Origin of the sequence: Streptosporangium oxazolinicum, assembly GCF_039537505.1 — a bacterium.
Classification (GTDB): domain Bacteria; phylum Actinomycetota; class Actinomycetes; order Streptosporangiales; family Streptosporangiaceae; genus Streptosporangium; species Streptosporangium oxazolinicum.
This window is the reverse complement of the sequence record NZ_BAABAQ010000015.1, coordinates 115,501-134,790: the sequence shown is the minus strand read 5'-3', so window position 1 is coordinate 134,790 and position 19,290 is coordinate 115,501. Positions and strand designations below refer to the sequence as shown.

The 19,290-nt window shown below is 72.8% G+C and carries 15 protein-coding genes; 5 read left to right on the top strand and 10 right to left on the bottom strand.

The features are described 5' to 3' along the window. Window positions 1-31 precede the first annotated feature (31 nt). Both ABD817_RS33060 and ABD817_RS33055 read left to right on the top strand, forming a co-directional pair. A complete protein-coding gene (locus tag ABD817_RS33060; RefSeq protein WP_344922226.1) occupies window positions 32-1,195 on the top strand; it encodes a sensor histidine kinase in 1,164 nt (387 codons plus the stop codon). Next, the gene (locus ABD817_RS33055) at window positions 1,192-1,899 is read left to right on the top strand and encodes a response regulator (protein WP_344922225.1); all 708 of its coding nucleotides are present in this window, start codon (window positions 1,192-1,194) and stop codon (window positions 1,897-1,899) included. Before ABD817_RS33060 ends, ABD817_RS33055 begins: the two co-directional genes overlap by 4 nt. 85 nt (window positions 1,900-1,984) lie before the next feature. On the opposite strand, the gene ABD817_RS33050 is transcribed toward ABD817_RS33055, so the two are convergent. The 5 genes from ABD817_RS33050 to ABD817_RS33030 are packed head-to-tail and all read right to left on the bottom strand — an operon-like array spanning window position 1,985 to window position 6,015. Beyond that, the gene (locus ABD817_RS33050; protein WP_344922223.1) at window positions 1,985-2,914 is read right to left on the bottom strand and encodes a cation diffusion facilitator family transporter; all 930 of its coding nucleotides are present in this window, start codon (window positions 2,912-2,914) and stop codon (window positions 1,985-1,987) included. A gap of 47 nt (window positions 2,915-2,961) precedes the next feature. Further along, window positions 2,962-4,068, bottom strand: coding sequence for an SIS domain-containing protein (locus ABD817_RS33045; RefSeq protein ID WP_344922222.1), 1,107 nt, complete (start codon window positions 4,066-4,068; stop codon window positions 2,962-2,964). Continuing rightward, the gene (locus ABD817_RS33040) at window positions 4,065-4,238 is read right to left on the bottom strand and encodes a Trm112 family protein (protein ID WP_012888128.1); all 174 of its coding nucleotides are present in this window, start codon (window positions 4,236-4,238) and stop codon (window positions 4,065-4,067) included. The genes ABD817_RS33045 and ABD817_RS33040 overlap by 4 nt, the downstream gene beginning before the upstream one ends. Window positions 4,239-4,242: 4 nt before the next feature. Then, the gene (locus ABD817_RS33035; RefSeq protein ID WP_344922220.1) at window positions 4,243-5,598 is read right to left on the bottom strand and encodes a phosphomannomutase/phosphoglucomutase; all 1,356 of its coding nucleotides are present in this window, start codon (window positions 5,596-5,598) and stop codon (window positions 4,243-4,245) included. A gap of 48 nt (window positions 5,599-5,646) precedes the next feature. After that, on the bottom strand, window positions 5,647-6,015 hold the full coding sequence (locus ABD817_RS33030; protein ID WP_329090499.1) for a DUF3499 domain-containing protein: 369 nt from the start codon (window positions 6,013-6,015) through the stop codon (window positions 5,647-5,649). A 460-nt stretch (window positions 6,016-6,475) separates the two neighbouring features. Here ABD817_RS33030 and ABD817_RS33025 point away from each other — a divergent pair, with 460 nt between their 5' ends. Next, window positions 6,476-6,931: a metallopeptidase family protein gene (locus ABD817_RS33025; protein ID WP_344922219.1), complete on the top strand. Its 456-nt coding sequence runs from the start codon at window positions 6,476-6,478 to the stop codon at window positions 6,929-6,931. A 177-nt stretch (window positions 6,932-7,108) separates the two neighbouring features. Here the strand turns inward: ABD817_RS33025 and ABD817_RS33020 are convergent, their stop codons facing one another. The 4 genes from ABD817_RS33020 to ABD817_RS33005 all read right to left on the bottom strand — a co-directional run bounded on the left by ABD817_RS33020 (window position 7,109) and on the right by ABD817_RS33005 (window position 14,658). Continuing rightward, window positions 7,109-8,524 carry a DUF5719 family protein gene (locus ABD817_RS33020; RefSeq protein WP_344922218.1) on the bottom strand — a complete coding sequence of 472 codons (1,416 nt, stop codon included), beginning with the start codon at window positions 8,522-8,524 and terminating at the stop codon, window positions 7,109-7,111. After that, window positions 8,521-11,403, bottom strand: a complete 2,883-nt coding sequence (locus ABD817_RS33015) for a glycosyltransferase (protein ID WP_344922217.1) — start codon at window positions 11,401-11,403, stop codon at window positions 8,521-8,523. Before ABD817_RS33015 ends, ABD817_RS33020 begins: the two co-directional genes overlap by 4 nt. A gap of 321 nt (window positions 11,404-11,724) precedes the next feature. Then, window positions 11,725-11,985 (bottom strand): WhiB family transcriptional regulator, encoded by a 261-nt coding sequence (locus tag ABD817_RS33010; RefSeq protein ID WP_037969494.1) that lies wholly within the window; start codon window positions 11,983-11,985, stop codon window positions 11,725-11,727. A 228-nt stretch (window positions 11,986-12,213) separates the two neighbouring features. Beyond that, on the bottom strand, window positions 12,214-14,658 hold the full coding sequence (locus ABD817_RS33005) for a hypothetical protein (protein WP_344922216.1): 2,445 nt from the start codon (window positions 14,656-14,658) through the stop codon (window positions 12,214-12,216). Window positions 14,659-14,908: 250 nt separating this feature from the next. On the opposite strand from ABD817_RS33005, the gene cofD reads away from it, so the two are divergent. Both cofD and ABD817_RS32995 read left to right on the top strand, forming a co-directional pair. Further along, window positions 14,909-15,889 carry a 2-phospho-L-lactate transferase gene (cofD, locus tag ABD817_RS33000; RefSeq protein ID WP_344922215.1) on the top strand — a complete coding sequence of 327 codons (981 nt, stop codon included), beginning with the start codon at window positions 14,909-14,911 and terminating at the stop codon, window positions 15,887-15,889. Further along, window positions 15,886-17,205 carry a coenzyme F420-0:L-glutamate ligase gene (locus tag ABD817_RS32995; protein ID WP_344922214.1) on the top strand — a complete coding sequence of 440 codons (1,320 nt, stop codon included), beginning with the start codon at window positions 15,886-15,888 and terminating at the stop codon, window positions 17,203-17,205. Before cofD ends, ABD817_RS32995 begins: the two co-directional genes overlap by 4 nt. Before the next feature lie 321 nt (window positions 17,206-17,526). Here the strand turns inward: ABD817_RS32995 and ABD817_RS32990 are convergent, their stop codons facing one another. Then, complete coding sequence (locus ABD817_RS32990) at window positions 17,527-19,257, bottom strand: substrate-binding and VWA domain-containing protein (RefSeq protein ID WP_344922213.1); 1,731 nt, start codon at window positions 19,255-19,257, stop codon at window positions 17,527-17,529. Window positions 19,258-19,290: the final 33 nt, after the last annotated feature.

Sequence of the window (19,290 nt, the reverse complement as noted above, 5' to 3'; positions counted from 1 at the left end):
ACCGGCCTCACGACTCAGGAGAATTCAGGCCATGGACGTCACCACCAAACTGATCCAGGCGGAGGAGCGGATAGCCGCCTTCGATTTCAGACGCGTGATCGAGTCTCCGCTCACCAACCTGGCCGCCGCCACCGCACTCGCGCTCGGCGCGCTCCTGGAGGTCGTCTCCTCGTACCAGAGCGAGATCGCCGTCCTGACGGCCGCCCTGCTGGCCACCGCGCCACAGGCGATCCGCCGCTCCCAGCCGTGGGCCGCCGTCATCCTGACCTTCCTGGGTGCCGTCGGTCTGCTCCTGGCCGGTTCGAACCGGTTTCCTCTGGCGGTGTACGCCTCGGGCGTGCTCTCCTTCTACACGATCCTGCGCCGGCTCGGCAGGGGAGCCGCGTGGGTTCTGACGGCGGGCGTCGGCACGCTCCTCGCCGTCGGGCTCGTCTCCGTCTACGGATCGCAGTGGTACGACCGCGCGGGGGTTCTCGTCATAGCCCTGCTGGGCGTGGTGGTGGCGACCGCGCTGCTGGCGGACGTGCGACGGAGCCGCACGGAGATCAAGGAGGTTCGCGCGGACAACCTGGAGACCCTCAGGCGACAGGCCGCGATGGCCGAGCGGGCCAGGATCGCGCGGGAGATGCACGACATCGTGGCCCACTCGGTGTCGATGATCGCCGTGCAGGCCGAGACGGCGCCCTACACGCTCAAAGGGCTCGACGACCGGGTGAAGCGGGAGTTCGCGGAGATCGCGACGAGCGCGCGCACCACGCTCACCGAGATGCGCCGCCTGCTCGGCGTACTGCGCGCCGACGTCACGGCCGCCCCGGAGACCGCGCCGCAACCGGGGCTGGCGCGGCTCCCGGAACTGGTCGAACGACACGACGGCGAGGTGGACCTCGACGTGGTCGGCGAGGAGGTGGCGGTGCCCCACGCCGTGGACGTCTCGGCCTACCGGATCGTCCAGGAGGCGCTGACCAACGCCAGGATCCACGCGCCCGGCGCCCGGGTGTCGATCGAGCTGACCTACCGCCCGGCCCTGCTGGTGCTGCGGATCACCGACAACGGTCCCGGCCCCTCGGGAGACACCGCGAACGGGCACGGCCTGGTCGGCATGCGCGAGCGTGCCCTGGCACTCGGCGGCTGGTTCACGGCCGGCCCCGGGCCGGCGGGCGGCTTCCTGATCCACGCCGGGCTCCCGCTGGAATGACCGTTCCCGCGAGAACTCCCTCCCCCGGCCGCGCCCACGACGACCGCGGGGCCGAGGGCACGCCGATCCGGGTGCTGATCGCCGACGACCAGCCCGTCGTGCTCCGCGGATTCGCCGCCGTGATCGAGGCGCAGCCCGACCTCACCGTCGCGGGCACCGCCTCCGACGGGGAGCGGGCCGTACGGCTCGCGCGGGAGACCCACCCGCACGTCGCCCTCCTCGACGTCCGGATGCCCGTGATGAGCGGGATCGAGGCGACCCGCCGGATCCTGGAGACCGAGGCGACCAGGGTGATCATCATCACCACGTTCGACCTGGACGACTACGTGTACGACGCGCTCACCGCGGGGGCGAGCGGGTTCCTGCTCAAGGACGTCCGGGCGAACGACCTGGCCGAGGCGGTCAGGATCGTGGCGCGCGGCGACGCGCTGCTCGCCCCGAGGATCACCAGGCGGCTGATCTCGGAGTTCTCCCGGCAGCGGCGGCCGGTACCGGCCGGAAGCCCGCTGACCCCGCGCGAGGCCGAGGTGCTGCGCCTGGTGGCCCGGGGACTGTCCAACGCCGAGATCGCGGCACACCTCGTGGTCACCGAGCACACGGTGAAGACCCACGTGGCCCGGCTGCTGGCCAAGCTGGGCCTGCGCGACCGCACCCAGGCGGTGATCCACGCCTACGAGACGGGCCTGGTCGTCCCGCACGACTGAGTCGTCCCGCACGACCGAAGGGCACGGGGACCCCGGCGGCGGGTGCGCCGGGGTCCCCGTCCCTCCGAACGTGCGGTCCCCGAGGTCAGACGGAGCCGCTGACACCGGCCCTGTCGAGGTCGGGCTCCAGGTAGATGACGCGGGCCTCGGGGACGGCCGCGCGGATCCGCTGCTCGGCCTCGTCGATGCCCCGGGCCACGTCGGCGGCCGTGTCGTCGTGGTCCACCGCGATCTTGGCGGCGACCAGGATCTCCTCGGGGCCCAGGTGGAGCGTGCGCATGTGGATGACCCGGGTCACCTCGGGCGCGCTCTCCAGGGCGTCCGCGATGCGGGTCTCGACCTCGGGCCCCGCGCCCTCGCCGATCAGCAGCGACTTGGTCTCGATCGCCAGGACGATCGCGATCACCCCGAGCAGGACACCGATCATGATGGTGCCGATCCCGTCCCAGACGGGGTCGCCGGTCACCACGGCCATGGTCACGCCGAAGAGCGCGAAGATCAGGCCGAGCAGCGCGCCCAGGTCCTCCAGCACGATGACCGGCAGCTCGGGCGACTTGGAGCGGCGGATGAACTGCACCCACGACTGGTCGCCCCGGACGTGGTTGGACTCGATGATCGCCGTCCTGAACGAGAACGACTCGGCGACGATCGCGAAGATCAGCACGCCGAAGGCCCACTGGGGGGACTCCAGCGGCTCGTGGGCGGAGAGCTTGTGGATGCCCTCGTAGAGCGAGAACACCGCGCCGATGGTGAACAGCACCACCGCCACCACGAACGCGTAGAAGTAGCGCTCCCTGCCGTATCCGAAGGGGTGCTGTGGCGTGCGCGCCCGCTGCGCGCGCTTGCCGCCCAGGAGCAGCAGCGCCTGGTTGCCCGAGTCGGCCACCGAGTGGACCGACTCGGCGATCATCGATGACGAACCCGTGAAGAGAAACGCCACGAATTTGGCCACGGCGATCGCCAGGTTGGCCGCCAACGCCGCGATGATTGCCCTAGTACCGCCGCCCGCGCTCACGGCAGCCTCCGCTCAGCTCGTTAATCAGGAAAGACGCGACAAGGATCCTATTGCGAAACCCTTGCCCTGAGTTCTGTGATCGCCGACCCGGTGGCCGGGTCGATCCCGTACCCGAGGGCGAGGTACGTACTCGCGAAATCCCCGAGCGCGATCAACGTGGCGAGCCGCTCCAGCGGGTGCGTGCCCTCCGCGGTGATCTGCGTGACCGGAACGCCGCGATCCTCCGCCAGCCGCACCGACACCTCCCGCTGCCGGGTGACCCGGGGGTGCTCCTCCACGTCCCGCAGGACGAACAGCCGGAGCGATCTGCCGCTCTCGTCGGCGAAGATGTCGCGCTGGGCGAGCGGGCCGTCGAGGGTGGCCACCTGGTCGTAACCGGCCTCGGGAAGCTCTCCCCACATCGCCGGATACCTGCCGCCGGTATTGAGCCGACCGGCCCACCGGCGGGCCGCGACGGCCGCCAGCGGGGAGGATCCCCAGATCATCGGCACGGTCTCGGCGAGCTCCATGGCGAGTGTCTTGCCCGGGTTGATGAATGACTCGCTCGCCGGGCGGCAGCGGTGGGCGAGGTCCTCCAGGCGCTTGGCCACCTCCTCGAACACCCCCTCGCCGATCTCGATCAGGCCGAGCTCGGCGGCGGCGACGACCAGCGGGACCGACAGCGCCCACACCGCGTCGCGCGCCTGCCCACCGCCCGTGACCGGCACGAACGGCGCTCCCGCCTGCCTGGCGATCGCGTGGAGCGGCGAGTCGGGCCCGCCGACGGCGAGCAGGCGGCAGCCCCGGCGTACGGCCTCGGCGGCCACCGCGAGCGTCTCCTCGGTCCCGCCCGAGCGCGACACCGCGATCACCAGGTCAGTCGCGCCGATCCAGCCGGGCAGCCGGTGGGACCTGACGGTCACGATCGGCAGCGGGGCGCCGTGGCCGCACACCACGTTGAGGATGTCACCGGCGACGCCCGAACCGCCCATGCCCGCGACCACGATCGCCCGGGGCCGGCCGTACCCGGCGAGTGAGGACAGACCCGACTCCAGGGCGGCCCTGCGGGAGGTGCGGACCTGCGCGGCCGACTCGGCCACCGCCCGCAGCATGCCCGCCGGATCACCCTCGGCCGGCTGTTTCTGGTCATCGAGCCGATCGGGCTCCCAGTTCACGACTTCCGGGCCTCGTCGACCAGCAGGACCGGTATGTCGTCCCGGACCGGGTAGACCAGGCCGCACGAGGCGGAGGTACAGGACAGCTCGTCCACCTCGGGCTCGGCTCGCAGGGGGGACTTGCAGTTGGGACAGGCCAGGATCTCCAGCAGCCAGTCGTCGATCTTCACTCGTTCAGCTCCTCACGACAGCAAGGACCTCGTCCCTGATCGCTGCCATCTGAATCTCGTCGGCCGCCTCGGCGTTCAGCCTGAGCAGCGGCTCTGTGTTGGACGGACGAAGGTTGAACCACCATCCGGGGCCGGAGACGGTCAGGCCGTCCAGCTCGTCGAAGGTGACGCCGTCACGGGCGGCGAAGATCTCCCGGACCCGCTCCGTCGCCGCGCCCTGGTCGGCGACCGTGCTGTTGATCTCCCCTGAGGCCGCGTAGCGAGTGTATTCGGTGAGGATGTCCGAGAGCGGCCTCTCCTGCTCGCCCAGCGCGGCCAGCACGTGCAACGCGGCTAGCATGCCGGAGTCGGCGAACCAGAAGTCCTTGAAGTAGTAGTGGGCGGAGTGCTCGCCGCCGAAGACGGCGCCGGTCTCGGCCATCTCGGCCTTGATGAACGAGTGGCCCACGCGGGTGCGGATCGGCCGGCCGCCGTGTTCGGCGACGATCTCCGGGACGCCCCTGGAGGTGATCAGGTTGTGGATGATCGCGGCCCCGGGGTGCCTGCCCAGCTCGCGGACCGCGACCAGCGCGGTGATCGTCGACGGGGAGACGGACTCGCCGCGCTCGTCGACGACCCAGCAGCGGTCGGCGTCGCCGTCGAAGGCGAGCCCGATGTCGGCGCCCACGTCGAGCACGGCCTTCTGCAGGTCGCGCAGGTTGTCGGGCTCGATGGGGTTGGCCTCGTGGTTGGGGAAGGTGCCGTCGAGCTCGAAGTAGAGGGCGGTCAGCTCGACGGGCAGGCCCTCGAACACCGTGGGGACCGTGTGCCCGCCCATCCCGTTGCCCGCGTCGACCACGACCCGCAGCGGCCGGATGCCGGACAGGTCGACCAGGGTGCGCAGGTGGTCGGCGTAGCCGCGCAGCAGATCGCGCTCGGAGACGCTCCCGCCCCCCTCCCCGCCGAGGGTGCCCGAGGCCAGGATCGCGGCGGCCCGGTCGCGGATCTCGACGAGCCCGGTGGCGCCGCCGATCGGCACGGCGCCCGCCCTGCACATCTTCATGCCGTTGTAGCGGGCCGGATTGTGGCTGGCGGTGAACATCACCCCGGGAAGACCGAGGCTGCCGCTCGCGTAGTAGAGCAGGTCGGTGGAGCCCAGGCCCGCGTTGATCACGTCGGCCCCCCGCGAGGTCGCCCCCCGGGTGAAGGCCTCGGCCAGGGGCACCGACGACTCGCGCATGTCGTGTGCCACGACGGCGGTCTCGGCCCCGGTCACCTCCGCGAAGGCCGCGCCGATCGCCTCGGCGGTCTCCTCGTCGAGCTCGTCCGGCACGACGCCACGGACGTCGTACGCCTTGAAGATCTTGGCGAGGTCGCCCACTCCAGCTCCACCCTTTGCGTCGTGTTCGTGACCCCCAGCCTAGTAGGGTCAGCGGTCGCGCTGGGGCTGAGCGGAGCGGAGCACTCGCAGATGACCTCGGCGGCCGACCTCGACGCCCTGGCCGACCGGCTCGGTGCCGCCGCTCGGCGCGGGCCTGGCCGCCTCGCGGACCGCGTTGGCGAGGGCCTCCAGGTCGTCCGTGCTCGGCGGTGCGCCATCGGTCGGCAGGCGGACCACCTCCCAGCCTCGGGGGGCGGTGAGCCGCTCGGCGTGCTCGGCACACAGGTCGTAACAGTGCGGCTCGGCGTACGTCGCCAAGGGTCCGAGAACAGCGGTCGAATCGGCGTAGACGTACGTGAGCGTGAAAACGGCAGGCTGACTGCACGCGGTGCGGGAACAGCGGCGGACGGGGCTCACGGTGGGACCGTATCCGGTAAGCGTCCGGGGCGCCACTATCTGAGCGCTCTTAACGAGCGTGTCGCCACAATTCGGACACGTGTCCCGGCTTCCACCCGCCTGTACGGCTTACCACCCTGTCCGCACGCCTCCCCTCCACACCTCCCCGAGCCCGCGCACCCACGCACCCGCCATGGCCCCCCTCCCGCACACCCCGTCCCTCCCGTCCGGTCCCTCCCGCACGCTCCCTCCCGTCCGGCCCCTCCCGCACGCTCCCTCCCGTCCAGCTCCTCCCGCACGCCCCGTCCCGTCCGGCTCCCCCACACATCCCGTCCCGTCCGGCCCCTCCCGTGCAACCCCTTCCGCACGCACGCTTCCCCGCACTCGCACAACCCGTCGCCGCACCTCCCGCCCGCCCCGCCCGCCCGCGCCACGGTCACGGCCCTCCCGCCCTCGTCCGGGTCCCGTCTAAGCTGGGGCCGTGAGCCCGGCACCCGGCAGACCCCGTCCTCCCCGCAGGCGCGACAGACACGGTCGCGGCCTGCGCGGCCCGCTGGCGCCCTCACACGTGCCGATCGCCAAGGCCCGCAGCGAGCGCTTCGACGATCTCGTCCTGGACGCCGTCGACCGGCTCAAGCCCCGGTGGGCCAAGCAGTTGTCCGCCGTGGAGTTCGCGGTCGAGGAGGTCCCGCCGGTCAGCGAGCTGGGCGACGGCCCCGGGCCGCTCACCGGCGAGCCCATCCCGTTCGGGCGGGCGGAGCCCGCCGCGGGGACCCGCCCGGCCGTCGTGATCATCTACCGTCGCCCCCTGGAGAGCAGGGCCCGCGACCGCGACCACCTGGGCGCGATGGTGCACGAGGCGGTGGTCGAGCAGGTCGCGGGCCTGTTCGGGCTCTCCCCCGAGTCGGTCGACCCCGGCTTCGACGACCACGACTGACCCGCCCCGGCCGCCTCCCAAGGCCCGCCCCCCCGCCTCTCAAGACCCGCCCCGCGCCTCCCAAGACCCGCTCCCGCCGCCTCCCGAGGCCGCGTCCGGCCCGCCGGGCCCCAAGGCCCAAGGCGACCGTGACGGTCCCGCCACCTCCCGGAGCACAACGATCAACGGCGGAACGGGTCAGGGCAGGACGGTCGCGACGGACTCGGCGATCGGCGGGACCAGGGCCCACATGCGGGCGGGGGCGAGCGGCTGCACGGTCAGCGCCTGCCCGCCCTTGAGCCGCTCGTCCATGACGCGCCCGCCGTAGACCGGCCCCGAGCCGGGCAGCGGTTGCACGACCACCGCGAAGGGCCCGTCCACCTTCTTGAGCGTGACCTGCTTGGTCCGCGAGGCGGCGATCTCCACCTGGAACGGCTCGCGCGGCTCGCCCTCGCGCGGGACCACCTGAACGCTCACCGTACCCGCCGCGTCCGGCGCGGTCAGCAGCAGCCGGGAGGCCACCTCGCCGCCCGCGCGGTTGTCGGCGACGACGCTGCCCAGGTCGACGGGGACCGCCCCCGCGGTGAAGGCCACATCGGTCTTCGAACCGGTGCCGGTGGCGACGAGCCCGGCGACGATCGGGGTGTCCGAGGTGAGCACCAGCGCGGACGGCTGGCCGCCGATCCCGGTGGACAGGTCGAGGGTGGCGACGGAACCCCCGGGCACCTCGATGAGCTCGCTGCCCTGGAGCGCGTACGCCCCGTCGGGGGTGAGCGCCTTGATCTCCACCAGCGTGTCGAACTCCTCGGCGGAGGCGACGAGCAGCTCGCGCTTCCCGCCGCCGCCGGGGATGCCCGGCACGACGACGCGGGTCGCGGGGGCGGCGGAGACCGGCAACCAGTCCACGCCGCGCCCGTCGTTCATGATCGCCCGTGCCGCGGTGGTGACCCGTCCCGAGCTGGTACGGACCTGGACCGCCAGGACAAGTGCCGAGGGCGCGAGATCCAGGACCTTGATCGAGCGGCTCTGTCCCGGCTTGAGGGTGAACACGCCGCCGGTGTCGTCGAACACCGGGCCCTCGCCCGTGTAGACCATGATCTCCGCGATGGCCGGGGCGGGATCGGCGTTGGTCAGGTACAGCGTGACGTCCGCCGCGGCCGGTCCCGGCCCGATCAGCCAGGTGCTCGCCACCGGCTCGGTGCAGCGCGCCCCGGCCAGTCCCCGCTGGTCGCCCGACGTCTCCCTGCGGGTCTGCGCCACCTCCAGACCGGCGGCCATGCTCCCGGTGGCCGTGACGACGAGGGGCGGCGACGAGGCCGGCACCTCGTCGTGCCAGAGACGGCCGGGGACGTCCACGGTGGCGAGGGTCCTGTCTCCGGTGACGAGCGTCGCGGAGCCCGGCTCCCGGCTGCCGGGCGGGGTGACCACGCCGACGGAGGTGTCACCGGGCGCCGGGCAGACGGCCGTCACCGAGGCGACGGGCACCTTCTCGAACCCCGGCGCGGGGGTGGCGACGGACTGCGGCTGGGTGGCGTAGGCGACCCCGTACAGGGCGAGCAGGGCCACCAGGACCAGCACCAGCAGGCTGAACCGGTTCTCGATCAGGGATTTCACCGGGCGGCCAGCTCTCTGCGGGGTTCGGGCAGGTCCTGGGGGACGGCGGTCTCGTCGGGGTCGGTGCGCGAGCCCGGCGCGGCCAGGACCGAGACGACCAGCACCAGCACGGCCTGGGCCCAGAGCCAGCGGCCGTGCCAGGGGTCGCCGGGCGGGGTCGCGGGAAGGGCGATCGGCTGGGTCAGCCGCCAGATGCCGACCGAGCGCGACAGGCTCATCCTCGCCAGCGAGGGCTGCGAGTCGAGCGCGTGGCTGATCTCCGGGTCGACGGGCGCGGTGACCACGACGAACCGTACGCCGTGGGCGGCGAGGACCCGGGCGTCGTCACCGCCCCTGCCGGACACCAGCCCGGCCGCGGCGACGCGGACCAGCTCCCTGGGACCGTCGGGGACGGGGATGTCGGCCTCGCCGACCACCGGGGTGCGCCCGCGCAGCACGGTGAAGAGCAGGCCGCCCGGCGAGGCGCGCAGCACCAGGGTCCGCTCGCCGCCCGCGGAGTTGTCCGCGGCGAGGGCGGGCACGACGTCGCGTACGGTCCCGCGGAGCGGGCCGTCCACGCCCTTGGCGATCCACATGCCCGCCGCGAGCAGCGGTGTGGAGAACGCGACCAGCACGACGCCGAACGCGGCGACCCTGCGAAGTCCCCCCGCCGCCCGGAACTCCACGACCCTGTCGGCGGTGAGCGCGGCCACCACGAGCATGCCGGTGGCGGCGAAGGCCAGCGGCACCCCCGGCCAGGCGGGGGCCTCGACGTCGCCGTTGATCGAGGTGACGGTGGTCCTGCTGACCAGGATCGCCACCAGCACGCCGAAGAGCGCGACGCCCCAGCCGACCGCGATGACCATCCGGTTGCGGCGCATCAGCAGCGCGGCCAGGCAGGCGGCGAGGAGGCCGCCGGTCACCCAGAGCGGCGGCATGCCGGGGCCGCCGGGGCTGAGCAGCAGCAGCGACCCGGCGGGCAGCGCGGGGTCGACCAGCGCGGGCTGGTGCAGCCCCGCCTCCAGCAGGAGCTGCCCGGGGTCGGCGACCACCTGGGCCAGCCAGGGGAACAGCAGGGCCACCGGGACGGCGAACGCCACGAGCATCGAGACCGCGACGCCCCTGCGCGGGAAGGCGAGCGCCGCCAGCGCGCCGAGGATCGCGGTCAGCGGGTAGACCAGCGGGGCGAAGGCCGTGCCGACGGCCAGGAGGAGTCCCAGCCCCCAGGCGGCGCGGCGGGCGCGGCGGCGCTCCCCGGTGAGCACGGTGGTGGCGAGCGCCGCGTAGACGGGCAGCAGCACGAAGACGACCGCGGTACCGAGCCGCCCCGCGGCGACCGCGCCGGTGGCGACCGGCAGGAGGGCGTACGAGGAGGCCAGCCAGACCCTGGTCCAGCGGCCGGGGATCATCGAGCGGGTGGCCGCGTACGCGGAGATCCCCGCCAGCGGCACGCAGCCGAGCAGGAGCAGCGACACCGCGAGCCACGTCTTGCCGAACAGCACCGTGGAGAGCACGGCCAGCACCGCCACGTAGGGCGGGACCCACGCGTCGGTGCCCAGGCCCACCTGGTGGTAGCTCGCGCGATAGAGCTCCCACAGGTCGGAGGCCCCGCCGATCACCGGGACGAGCGCGCCGCCGCCCAGCCTCGCGCCGCCGGTCACCGCGCGCTCGGCGACCAGCGTGACCAGGGCGAGCGCGAGGAAGAGCAGGACGCCGGGGTTGCCGAAGACCCGCTGCGTCACCCCGGCGTCGGTGAGCAGCTCCTCGCCGTCCTCCTGCGCGTGCGGCGAGGCGGCCATGGCGTGGTGGCGTCCCTCGGACTCCACGAACCCGCCCCCGGCCAGGTAGTTCTGGACCCTGCCGACGAGCCGCCGGTACCCGGCGCCCGGCGGGGTGAGGAGCCGGCTGACCGCCGCGTACCCCTGCCCTCGGCCCTTGGCCCGCGCCCGCCGGGCCTTGATCATCCGGATGGGGTGGCCGAATACCGAGCCGAACGCGAGGAACTCGTCCAGCGCGTTGGCGGGTTGCTTGGCCACGAGGAACAGCACCGTGCGGAGGAGCGACCCGACCGCGTTGCGCACCAGCGCCCACAGCAGCTGGCGCAGGGGCAGGTTCGCCATCACGACGAAGAGGGCGTTGCGGCGGTCCAGGCGGCGGGGGTGGTCCCCGCTGGCGGTGATGCGGCGCCGCCGCCGGGTGGCGGCCTCGGCGTGCCAGGCGATCGCCCGGGTGACGTTCTGCACGCGGTATCCGGCGTTCCTGACGCGCCAGCACAGGTCGAGGTCGTCGCGGAACAGCGGCAGGGCGGGATCGAGCCCGCCGACCTCGTCCCAGACGTCCCTGCGGATCAGCATGCCCGCGGTGGAGACCGAGAGCACGTCCCTGGTCCCGTCGTACTGCCCCTGGTCGAACTCGCGGGCCTCCAGGCCGGTGTCCCTGCGGCCGGTACGGTCGACGGTGACGCCGACCTCCAGCAGGAGCCTCCGGTCGAGCCAGTCGCGGAGCTTGGGGCCGAGCACCGCCGCCTTGGGGTCCTCGTCGGCGGCTTCGAGGAGGAGCCGCAGGGCGTGGACGTCCGGGGCGCTGTCGTCGTGCAGCAGCCAGATCCACTCCCGGCCGCCGCCGGGGCCGAGGCGGTCGAGGACCTCGGTGACGGCCTCGCCGAAACCGGTCGAGCGCGGCAGGGTGAGCACCGCCCTGGAGCCGAGGGCCTCGGTCAGCAGCGCGGCGCTGCCGTCCCTGCTGCCGTTGTCGACCCCGACGACCCGGTCCACCGGGCGGGTCTGCCTGAGCAGGGCTTCCAGGGTCTCCCTCAACCAGCGGGAGCCGTCGTGGGAGACGACGATCGCGGTGACGGTGTGGTGGGGGCGCTGGGGGTGCGGGGGGTCGGTGATGGACATACGTCCCGTGTTCAGGAGTGGTGGTGATCGGCGCGACAACGATACGGCACCCTCTGTCGGACTATGTCTTACACCTGGTCGCGAGCACGAAAAAAGGGTCACGTGACCGACGGTCACGTGACCCCATGGACATATTCGTCAAACGCCTCCGAGAGGCGTCACATACTTCTGTCAGACCGCTCGAACCGCTTCAGCACTTCCCCGGTGTCGATCGGTGTTCAGGTGTTCGTCGGTGTTCATAGTGTTCGTCGGTGCGCGGACGTCCAGACCGTCCGGATCTCAGAGCGCTCAAGCCTTCCTGCCACCCGGTTCCCGGACGGCTCAGACCGCCTCGCGCTTGATCCGGCGGCGTTCACGCTCCGACAACCCACCCCAGATTCCAAACCGCTCGTCGTGTTCGAGTGCGTACTCAAGACACTCGGCACGCACCTCACAGGAGCGGCAAACCTTCTTGGCCTCGCGGGTGGACCCTCCCTTCTCCGGGAAGAACGCCTCCGGGTCGGTCTGCGCGCACAAGGCGCGCTCCTGCCAGCCAAGCTGCTCTTCAGCGATGCTCTCCTGTGCGATGACCAGGTCGGCCACTGCACACCTCCCTGCCGCACGCCCGCAAAATTGGAGCCCCCCTATGAACGCCTCCCCCTTACCCACCCAGAGGAAGGCGTAACAACACGTGTGTAATTACACGCGCGTGCCCGGTGTGGCGTCAAGCGGCATGCTGGTATCCGGGGAAAGACCTGCTCTCCCCGGTTGTGGGTCGTGTGCCTGCCACGACGGCAATTGCACCAGGTGATCGCTGTGACCGCCAGGGGCTCAGTGCTCTCGGCGGTCGGAACCGTACCAGGACATGTTCTGATCCTGACCGGGGCCCACCCTCTCTCTATCCGGGGTTTCCTCATCCGTGACCTGACCTGGGCGTTGTTCGGGCTTGTAGATCGCCGTCGGGTCGATCGGCTGCGAGTCCCACGTCCTGGCGGCGGGCGCCGGACCGTTCAGCGGGTCGCCCTGGTAGGCGTTCGGGTCGAACCGGAGCGTCGCCTCCGACTGGGGGTCCCACTGGTGGGGCTGGTACGGCGGCGTCTGGGGAGCCTGGGAGGCCTGCGGAGCCTGGGGGTTCTGCGCGTGCTGGGGATTCTGCGGGGGCTGTGATGAGGTCTGGGAGGTCTGCGGGGTCTGCGGGTGGCCGAACGGACCCTCGTAGCCCGGGGAGCCGTACTCGGGAACGCGCAGCTGAGGCTCGGTGCCGCCCTGCTGGGTCTGCTGCTGGTAGCTCTCCGCCTGCTGGTAGGCCTGGGCCATCTGCTGGGACCTGAGGTCCACCGGGTCGGGCGTCGGGTAGGCCGGGCTCTGCTCGGCCTGGCGGCCGAACTCGGCGCCGGAGTAACCGCTGAACGGCTGGCCGTAGTTCTCCGGAGGCTGCGGGAAGGACTGCGGCGGCTGGCCGTCGAACGGCGGGCGCTGCTGGGCGTCCAGCGGCTGGCCCTGGCGTCCGTCGGCCGGAGGGTAGGACGTGGCCTGCTGCTCGGGCTGGTGCCCGAAGCCCTGCGGCTCCTGCTGCCTGCCGAAGCCCTGGGCCTCGGACCGCTGGTACCCCTGCGGCTCGGGCTGCGCGTAGCTCGGCTGCTCCGGCTGCGGGTAACCCGGCTGCCCGGACTGCGGGTAGCCCGTCGGCTCGGGCTGCCGCCGGGAACCCGACGGCTGCGGCTCCTGGCCGTACGCCGGAGACGCCGAGGACTCGACCTGCTGACCGAAGAGCGGGTCGGACTGCCCGGAGGAGGGGGTCTGCCCGTAGTCGGACTGCGGGCGGTCCGAGCGATGGCCGTACGCGGAGGAGGTGGAGGAGTCGGGCTGCAGGCCGAAGCCCTGCGACTCGGGCTGCCCGTACGAGGAGGACTCCGAGTACTGGGAGTAACTCGGCAACTGGGGGCTGGAGTGCCGCCCGGAACCCGACGACTGCGGCTCCTGGCCGTACGCCGGGGAAGCCTGGGAAGCCGGGGAGACCGGAGGGACCGGGGGCGCCGAAGGCTCGGCCTGCCGGCCGAAGCCCTGCGACTCCTGGCCGTACGACGAGGAGTCCGGGAACTGGGGATAGCTCGGCAGCCGGGGTTCCGTCTGGGCGTGCGGCTCCACCGGGGCGGCGTAGACCGACGGGTCGTAGGCCGCGGCCGGGGGGTCGTACGGCTTGGCCGGGGCCGGGGGCTGGACGTCCGCCGCGACGTACGGGCTCGGGGTGTGGCTCCCGGCCGGGGAGGCGGGCTGCGGGTGGTTCTGCTCCGGGTGCGCGTACCCGTGCCCCTGCGACTCCTGCTGCTGAGGCGGCTGCGGGTAGGAACCGGGCTGGGGCGCGTACGACGGGCTCGACGGGTTCTCGGCGGGCGGCGCGTAGGGGGCCTGGGAGTATCCGTCACCGGCCTGCGGCGCCGTCGGCACCGGCGGCGCGTGGGAGGCCGCCTGCGAGCCGTACCCCTCCGGGGTTCCGGCGGAGCTGTGCGCGGGCGCCGGCGGGAGCGCGGGGCGGTTGTACTGGGGCTGCGGGGCCGGGACGGGCGGGGCCTCCTGCTGGTACCCCTGACCACCCTGCGGGCCCTGGTCCTGCGGATACCCCTGGCCACCCTGCGGGCCCTGGGGGTGGACGCCGCCCTGGGCCTGGGGGTACGCGGGCCCCTGGGGGCCTTGGGGACCCTGGGGATTCTGGGGGCCCTGATGTCCCTGGGGGTGGCCCTGGAAGGGAGCCTGTCCCTGCGGGGGGTAGGCGTCGTACCGCTGCTCCTGCGGACGCTCCGGGGAGCGGCCGAAGCCGCCGTCGGCGTGGAGGGTGCCGGCGCGCGAACCGGCCGGGACCGCCTTCGGCAGCACGTACAGCAGCGCGACCGCGGCCAGCCCGAGGGTGGGCAGGCTGACGAGGAGGAACTCGATCTTCCCCACGAACCCCTCAACGCCTCCGAACAGCCCGGCGACCAGGCCGATCAGGCCGAACAGCACGGAGAGCCCGAGCGTGCCGGCCACCACGAGGGCCATCACCTTCAGCCGCTCGATCACCGGGCCGAGGTTGGTCGCGAGCAGCAGGGCGCCCACGAGCAACGCCAGGACGACCGGCGAGGTGAAGCGCCCCAGGGAGTCCGCCGCGCGCTCTGCGAAGGAGGACGACCCACTCCCGAACAGCAGGCGTTCGATGCCGACGAGAACGCTCGCGGACGCGAAGGCGACCATGAGCCATGCCGCCGGTCCCCGGAGCCGGCCTGCCTCGACATTGATCACAACTACCCCCATAGGGTCTTTAGGTAAACCCGGGTCAGTTTTGCACATGGCTGACTTTGTTGCCGGTAGTCCCAGGAAGCCCACCGACCCCATAAGTACTTCATTACACCCTATAAGCCCACATTTCGGGCGGCTCATCAGGCGATCCCGGCAGAGCGGGCACCCTGATAACGATCATGAAAAGACTACTGCGAACCGCCCGCGGGCACCCCGCCAACAGGCTCGGCGACCTAGTGGAACACTGGACGGCATGCGCATCGTGTCCCTCGCCGGCGGAATCGGGGGTGCCCGTTTCCTGCGGGGCCTCCTCACCGCGGCCCCCGATTCCGAGATCACCGTCATCGGCAACACCGGTGACGACATCAGCCTCTACGGCCTGCGGGTCTGCCCCGACCTCGACACCGTGATGTACACGCTGGGCGGCGGCATCAACGAGGAGCAGGGCTGGGGGCGGCGGGAGGAGTCGCACGTCGTCAAGGAGGAGCTGGCCGCCTACGGCGTCGAGCCGCAGTGGTTCGGCCTGGGCGACCGCGACTTCGCCACCCACATCGTGCGCACCCAGATGCTCGACGCCGGATACCCCCTGTCCGCGGTCACCGAGGCGCTGTGCGCGCGCTGGCGGCCGGGCGTACGCCTGATCCCGATGAGCGACGACAGGACCGAGACCCACGTGGTCGTCTCCGACGAGCGGGGCCGTCGCGCGATCCACTTCCAGGAGTGGTGGGTGCGGCTGCGCGCCTCGGTCCCGGCCGAGCAGATCATCCTGGTCGGCGCGGACGAGGCGTCCCCCGCTCCCGGTGTGCTGGAGGCGATCGCCGCCGCCGACGCGGTCATCCTCCCGCCGTCCAACCCGGTCGTCAGCATCGGCACGATCCTGCAGATCAAGGGCATCCGCGAGGCCCTGGAGGGCAAGACCGTCGTCGGCGTCTCCCCCATCGTCGGCGGCGCCCCCGTCCGGGGCATGGCCGACGCCTGCCTGACCGCGATCGGCGTGGAGACCACCGCGCAGGCGGTCCTCGAACTGTACGGATCACCGCTGGTGGACGGCTGGCTGGTCGCGGAGGAGGACGCCGGGGTGGCCCTCGACGGCGTCGACGTCGAGGCCCGGCCGCTGATCATGCACGACGTCGAGTCCGCCGCCGCCATCGCCCGCGCCGCCCTGGACATGGCCGCGCGGCTCGCGAGCCGGGACGCGACAGCTCCCACGTCGTACGGGGAGGGCGCGCGATGAGCCGGCTCAGGCGCGCGCGGGAGGAGTCCTCCGACGTCAGGCTGGAGATCTTCGCCGTCCCCGGCATGCCCGAGGTGCGCGAGGGCGACGACGTCGGGCAGCTGATCGCCACGGCCCTGCCCGACCTGCGCGACGGCGACATCCTCGTGGTCACCTCGAAGATCTCCAGCAAGGCCGAGGGCCGGGTGCTGCACGGCGTGCCCCGCGCCGAGGCCGTCGACGCGGAGACGAGGCGGGTGGTCGCCCGCAGGGGGGAGACCGTGATCGCCGAGACGGCGCACGGGTTCGTCATGGCCGCCGCCGGGGTCGACGCCTCCAACACCCGCCCCGGCACGGTCGTCCTGCTGCCGGTCGACCCGGACGCCTCCGCCTCGGCGGTCAGGTCCAGGATCAGAGAACTGCTCGGCGTCTCGGTCGGCGTGGTCGTCTCCGACACCTTCGGCCGCCCGTGGCGCAACGGCCAGACCGACCTCGCCGTCGGCCTCGCGGGGGTGACCCCCGCGCTCGACTACCGGGGCGTGTCCGACGACCACGGCAACGCGCTGGAGGTCACGCTGACCGCCGTCGCCGACGAGTTCGCGGCGGCCGGGGACCTGGTCAAGGGGAAGGTCGCGCAGACCCCGGTGGCGGTGATCAGGGGCCTGGCGGAGTACACCACCGAGGAGGACGGGCCGGGAGTCGGCGAGCTGCTCCGCCCGTCCGCCGACGACATGTTCCGGTACGGCTCGCGCGACGTGGTCTTCGCCCGCAGGACCGTCCGCGAGTTCTCCGCGGACCCGGTGGACGGCGCCGCGGTCCGCAGGGCGGTCGACGCCGCGATCGCCGCGCCCGCCCCGCACCACACGACCCCGTGGCGGTTCGTCCTGCTGGAGTCCGCCGGGACCCGCGAGAAGCTGCTCGACGCGATGCGGGACGCCTGGATCGCCGACCTGCGCGGGGATGGTTTCTCCGAGGAGTCGATCGCCAAACGGGTCAGGCGGGGCGACGTGCTGCGCGCGGCCCCGTACCTGGCGGTGCCCTGCCTGGTGATGGACGGTTCGCACACCTACCGCGACGACCGGCGTAACGCGGCCGAGCGGGAGATGTTCGTGGTCGCGACCGGCGCGGGGGTGCAGAACTTCCTGGTCCAGCTCGCGGTGGAGGGCCTGGGCTCCGCCTGGGTGTCGTCCACCATGTTCTGCCGCGACGTGGTCCGCGAGGTCCTCGACCTGCCGGCGGACTGGGACCCGATGGGCGCCGTCGCCATCGGCCACCCCGCCGCCCCGCCCAGGGATCGCGCTCCCCGGCGGGCGGCGGACTTCATCGTCGTCCGCTGACACCCATCGGCTCGGGGTCCCCGGCCGCCCCGGCGGGTACGGTCGTCGCCGGTTTCCCGGATCGCCGTTCGCGTGGAGCCCCGCACCGACGGGTGACGGTTCGGCCCCGCGGGGCCGGACCGTCACATCTGTGAGATGGCGAACACGATGAGCGCGATCACGATGAGCGCCATGATCCGGCCGTCGGCACTTTCCATCGATGCACCCCTACCTGGAGAGAAGCAGGATTTCGTCACCCAGAGTAGGTTAACGACTACCGAAATTCCAGGCACTCCCCGATCTTCCCGCCGGAACGATTCCAGATTCCCGCCCGGCAGACGCCTACGGGGCCGTGGAACAGGTGGGGTGGCACAGCCGCCTGGCGAGGGCCGACAGGAAGACGTCGATGATCTCCTCCGGGCGCCGGGCGACGTGCAGGGAGCCGTTGGTGACGGCGGTGACCTGGGTGAGGGCCGCGCGGTCGAGGTCGGCGCCGAAGGCGAGGACGACGATCTGGATCGGCGTCTCGGGGTCCCACTCGTCGCGCAGCGCCCGCACCAGCTCGGTGCCCGAGACGCCCTCGCCGTCGTCCTTGCCCGCCGTGATGACGACCAGGGTGTTGTTCATGCCCTCGTCGTAGACCTTGGTCATCTCCCGGAACCCGGCGAGGATCGAGTCGTACAGGGCGCTGGGCTCCTTGGGGGCGGCACGCAGGGTCCTGGTCAGCTCCTCCAGGCGGCCACGCCGGACGACCTGCCCGCCGTCGGGCTCGACGACCGGGCCGACGCGCACCCGCTCGCGCTGGTCCCTGCCCCTGGCCGAGGAGAAGTCCCAGAGACCCATGTGGGTGGAGTCGGGGAAGAGCTGCAGGCCGAGCCTGGCGGCCTCCAGGGCGACGGTGAGCCTGGTCTTCCCCTTCTGCCCCCTGATCGGCTCGGCCATGTGCTTGCCGGTGTCGGTCATGACCAGGATGTTGGTCGGCGGCGCGAGCCTGCTCCACGCCTCCAGCGCCTCGTCGATCTTGCCGGGCAGGATGGCCGGACGGGTGCGCGGCGCCTCGGTGGGGATCTCGGGACCCGGCGAGTACGGGCCCAGGGAGCCGTCCGCCGAGCGGAAGCCCGCCCGGCGGGCCTCCTCCCGGGTCTCCGGGGAGCGCAGCCAGGCGGCGAAGGCCCGCGCCCCGCTCGCCTTCGCCTCGTCGGAGGCGGTGACCACGTACGGGTAGTCGAGGTTGATCGTCCCCTCGCGGGGGTGGAGGGCGACCACCGGGTCGTCGGACGGCAGGCGGTTGTGCGCCCACACCGCCGACTCCGGGACGATCACCACCGGCCGCTGCCAGAAGGAGCGGTCGTCGACGGTGGCGAGCATGCTCCGGTAGTCGGGCGCCGACCCCGCCTGCGCCCAGCGGACGAACGCGGTGAGCGCCCGGTCCGCCTCGGGACCGCTGCCGACCACGTCCCTGGCCGCGGCCACGGTGGCGATCCCGGCCCCCGCGAGCGACGGGTCGGGGACGCGGACCACGTCGGGCTCGTTCTCGGTCGGCCGGATCCGGCCGCGGGTGGTCGCGGGGAAGACCATCCGCCAGTTCATGTCGGTGCTGCCCATGGCGAAACGCCGGGCGAGGGACTTGCGGGTGGCGAAGACCAGGGGCGAGGTCGCCATGACGGTCTCGGTCCCGGCCAGGTTCGCGGCCCCCTGCTTGCGGGCGAGGCGGATCCAGGCCGAGGAGTCGGAGACCCAGGCGTCGGGGCGCCGGGCGAGCACCCCCGCGGTACCGCCGAGCAGGGTCCTGAGCACGGTGGCGGGCGGCTGCTCGGTCACCTGCACCAGCACGCACCGGCCGTCGGCCCCGGCACCGCTCCGGTTGAACCGCCCCGCCGCCGCCATGACGACCGGGGCGATGTCGACGGCGGCGGCGACGTCGACCAGCACCGGATCGCGGGCCGAGCACGAACTCCCCACCCGGCCGGACACCAGGGCGGCGCTCCCCGCCAGGGCGACCGCGACCGCGACAGCCGCCAGCGCCAGGCGCACGCGCGCCTGGCGCCGGCGCCGCTCGATGCCGGCTGCCACACGGTGTCGACCGGAGGAGGACAAACCGGGACC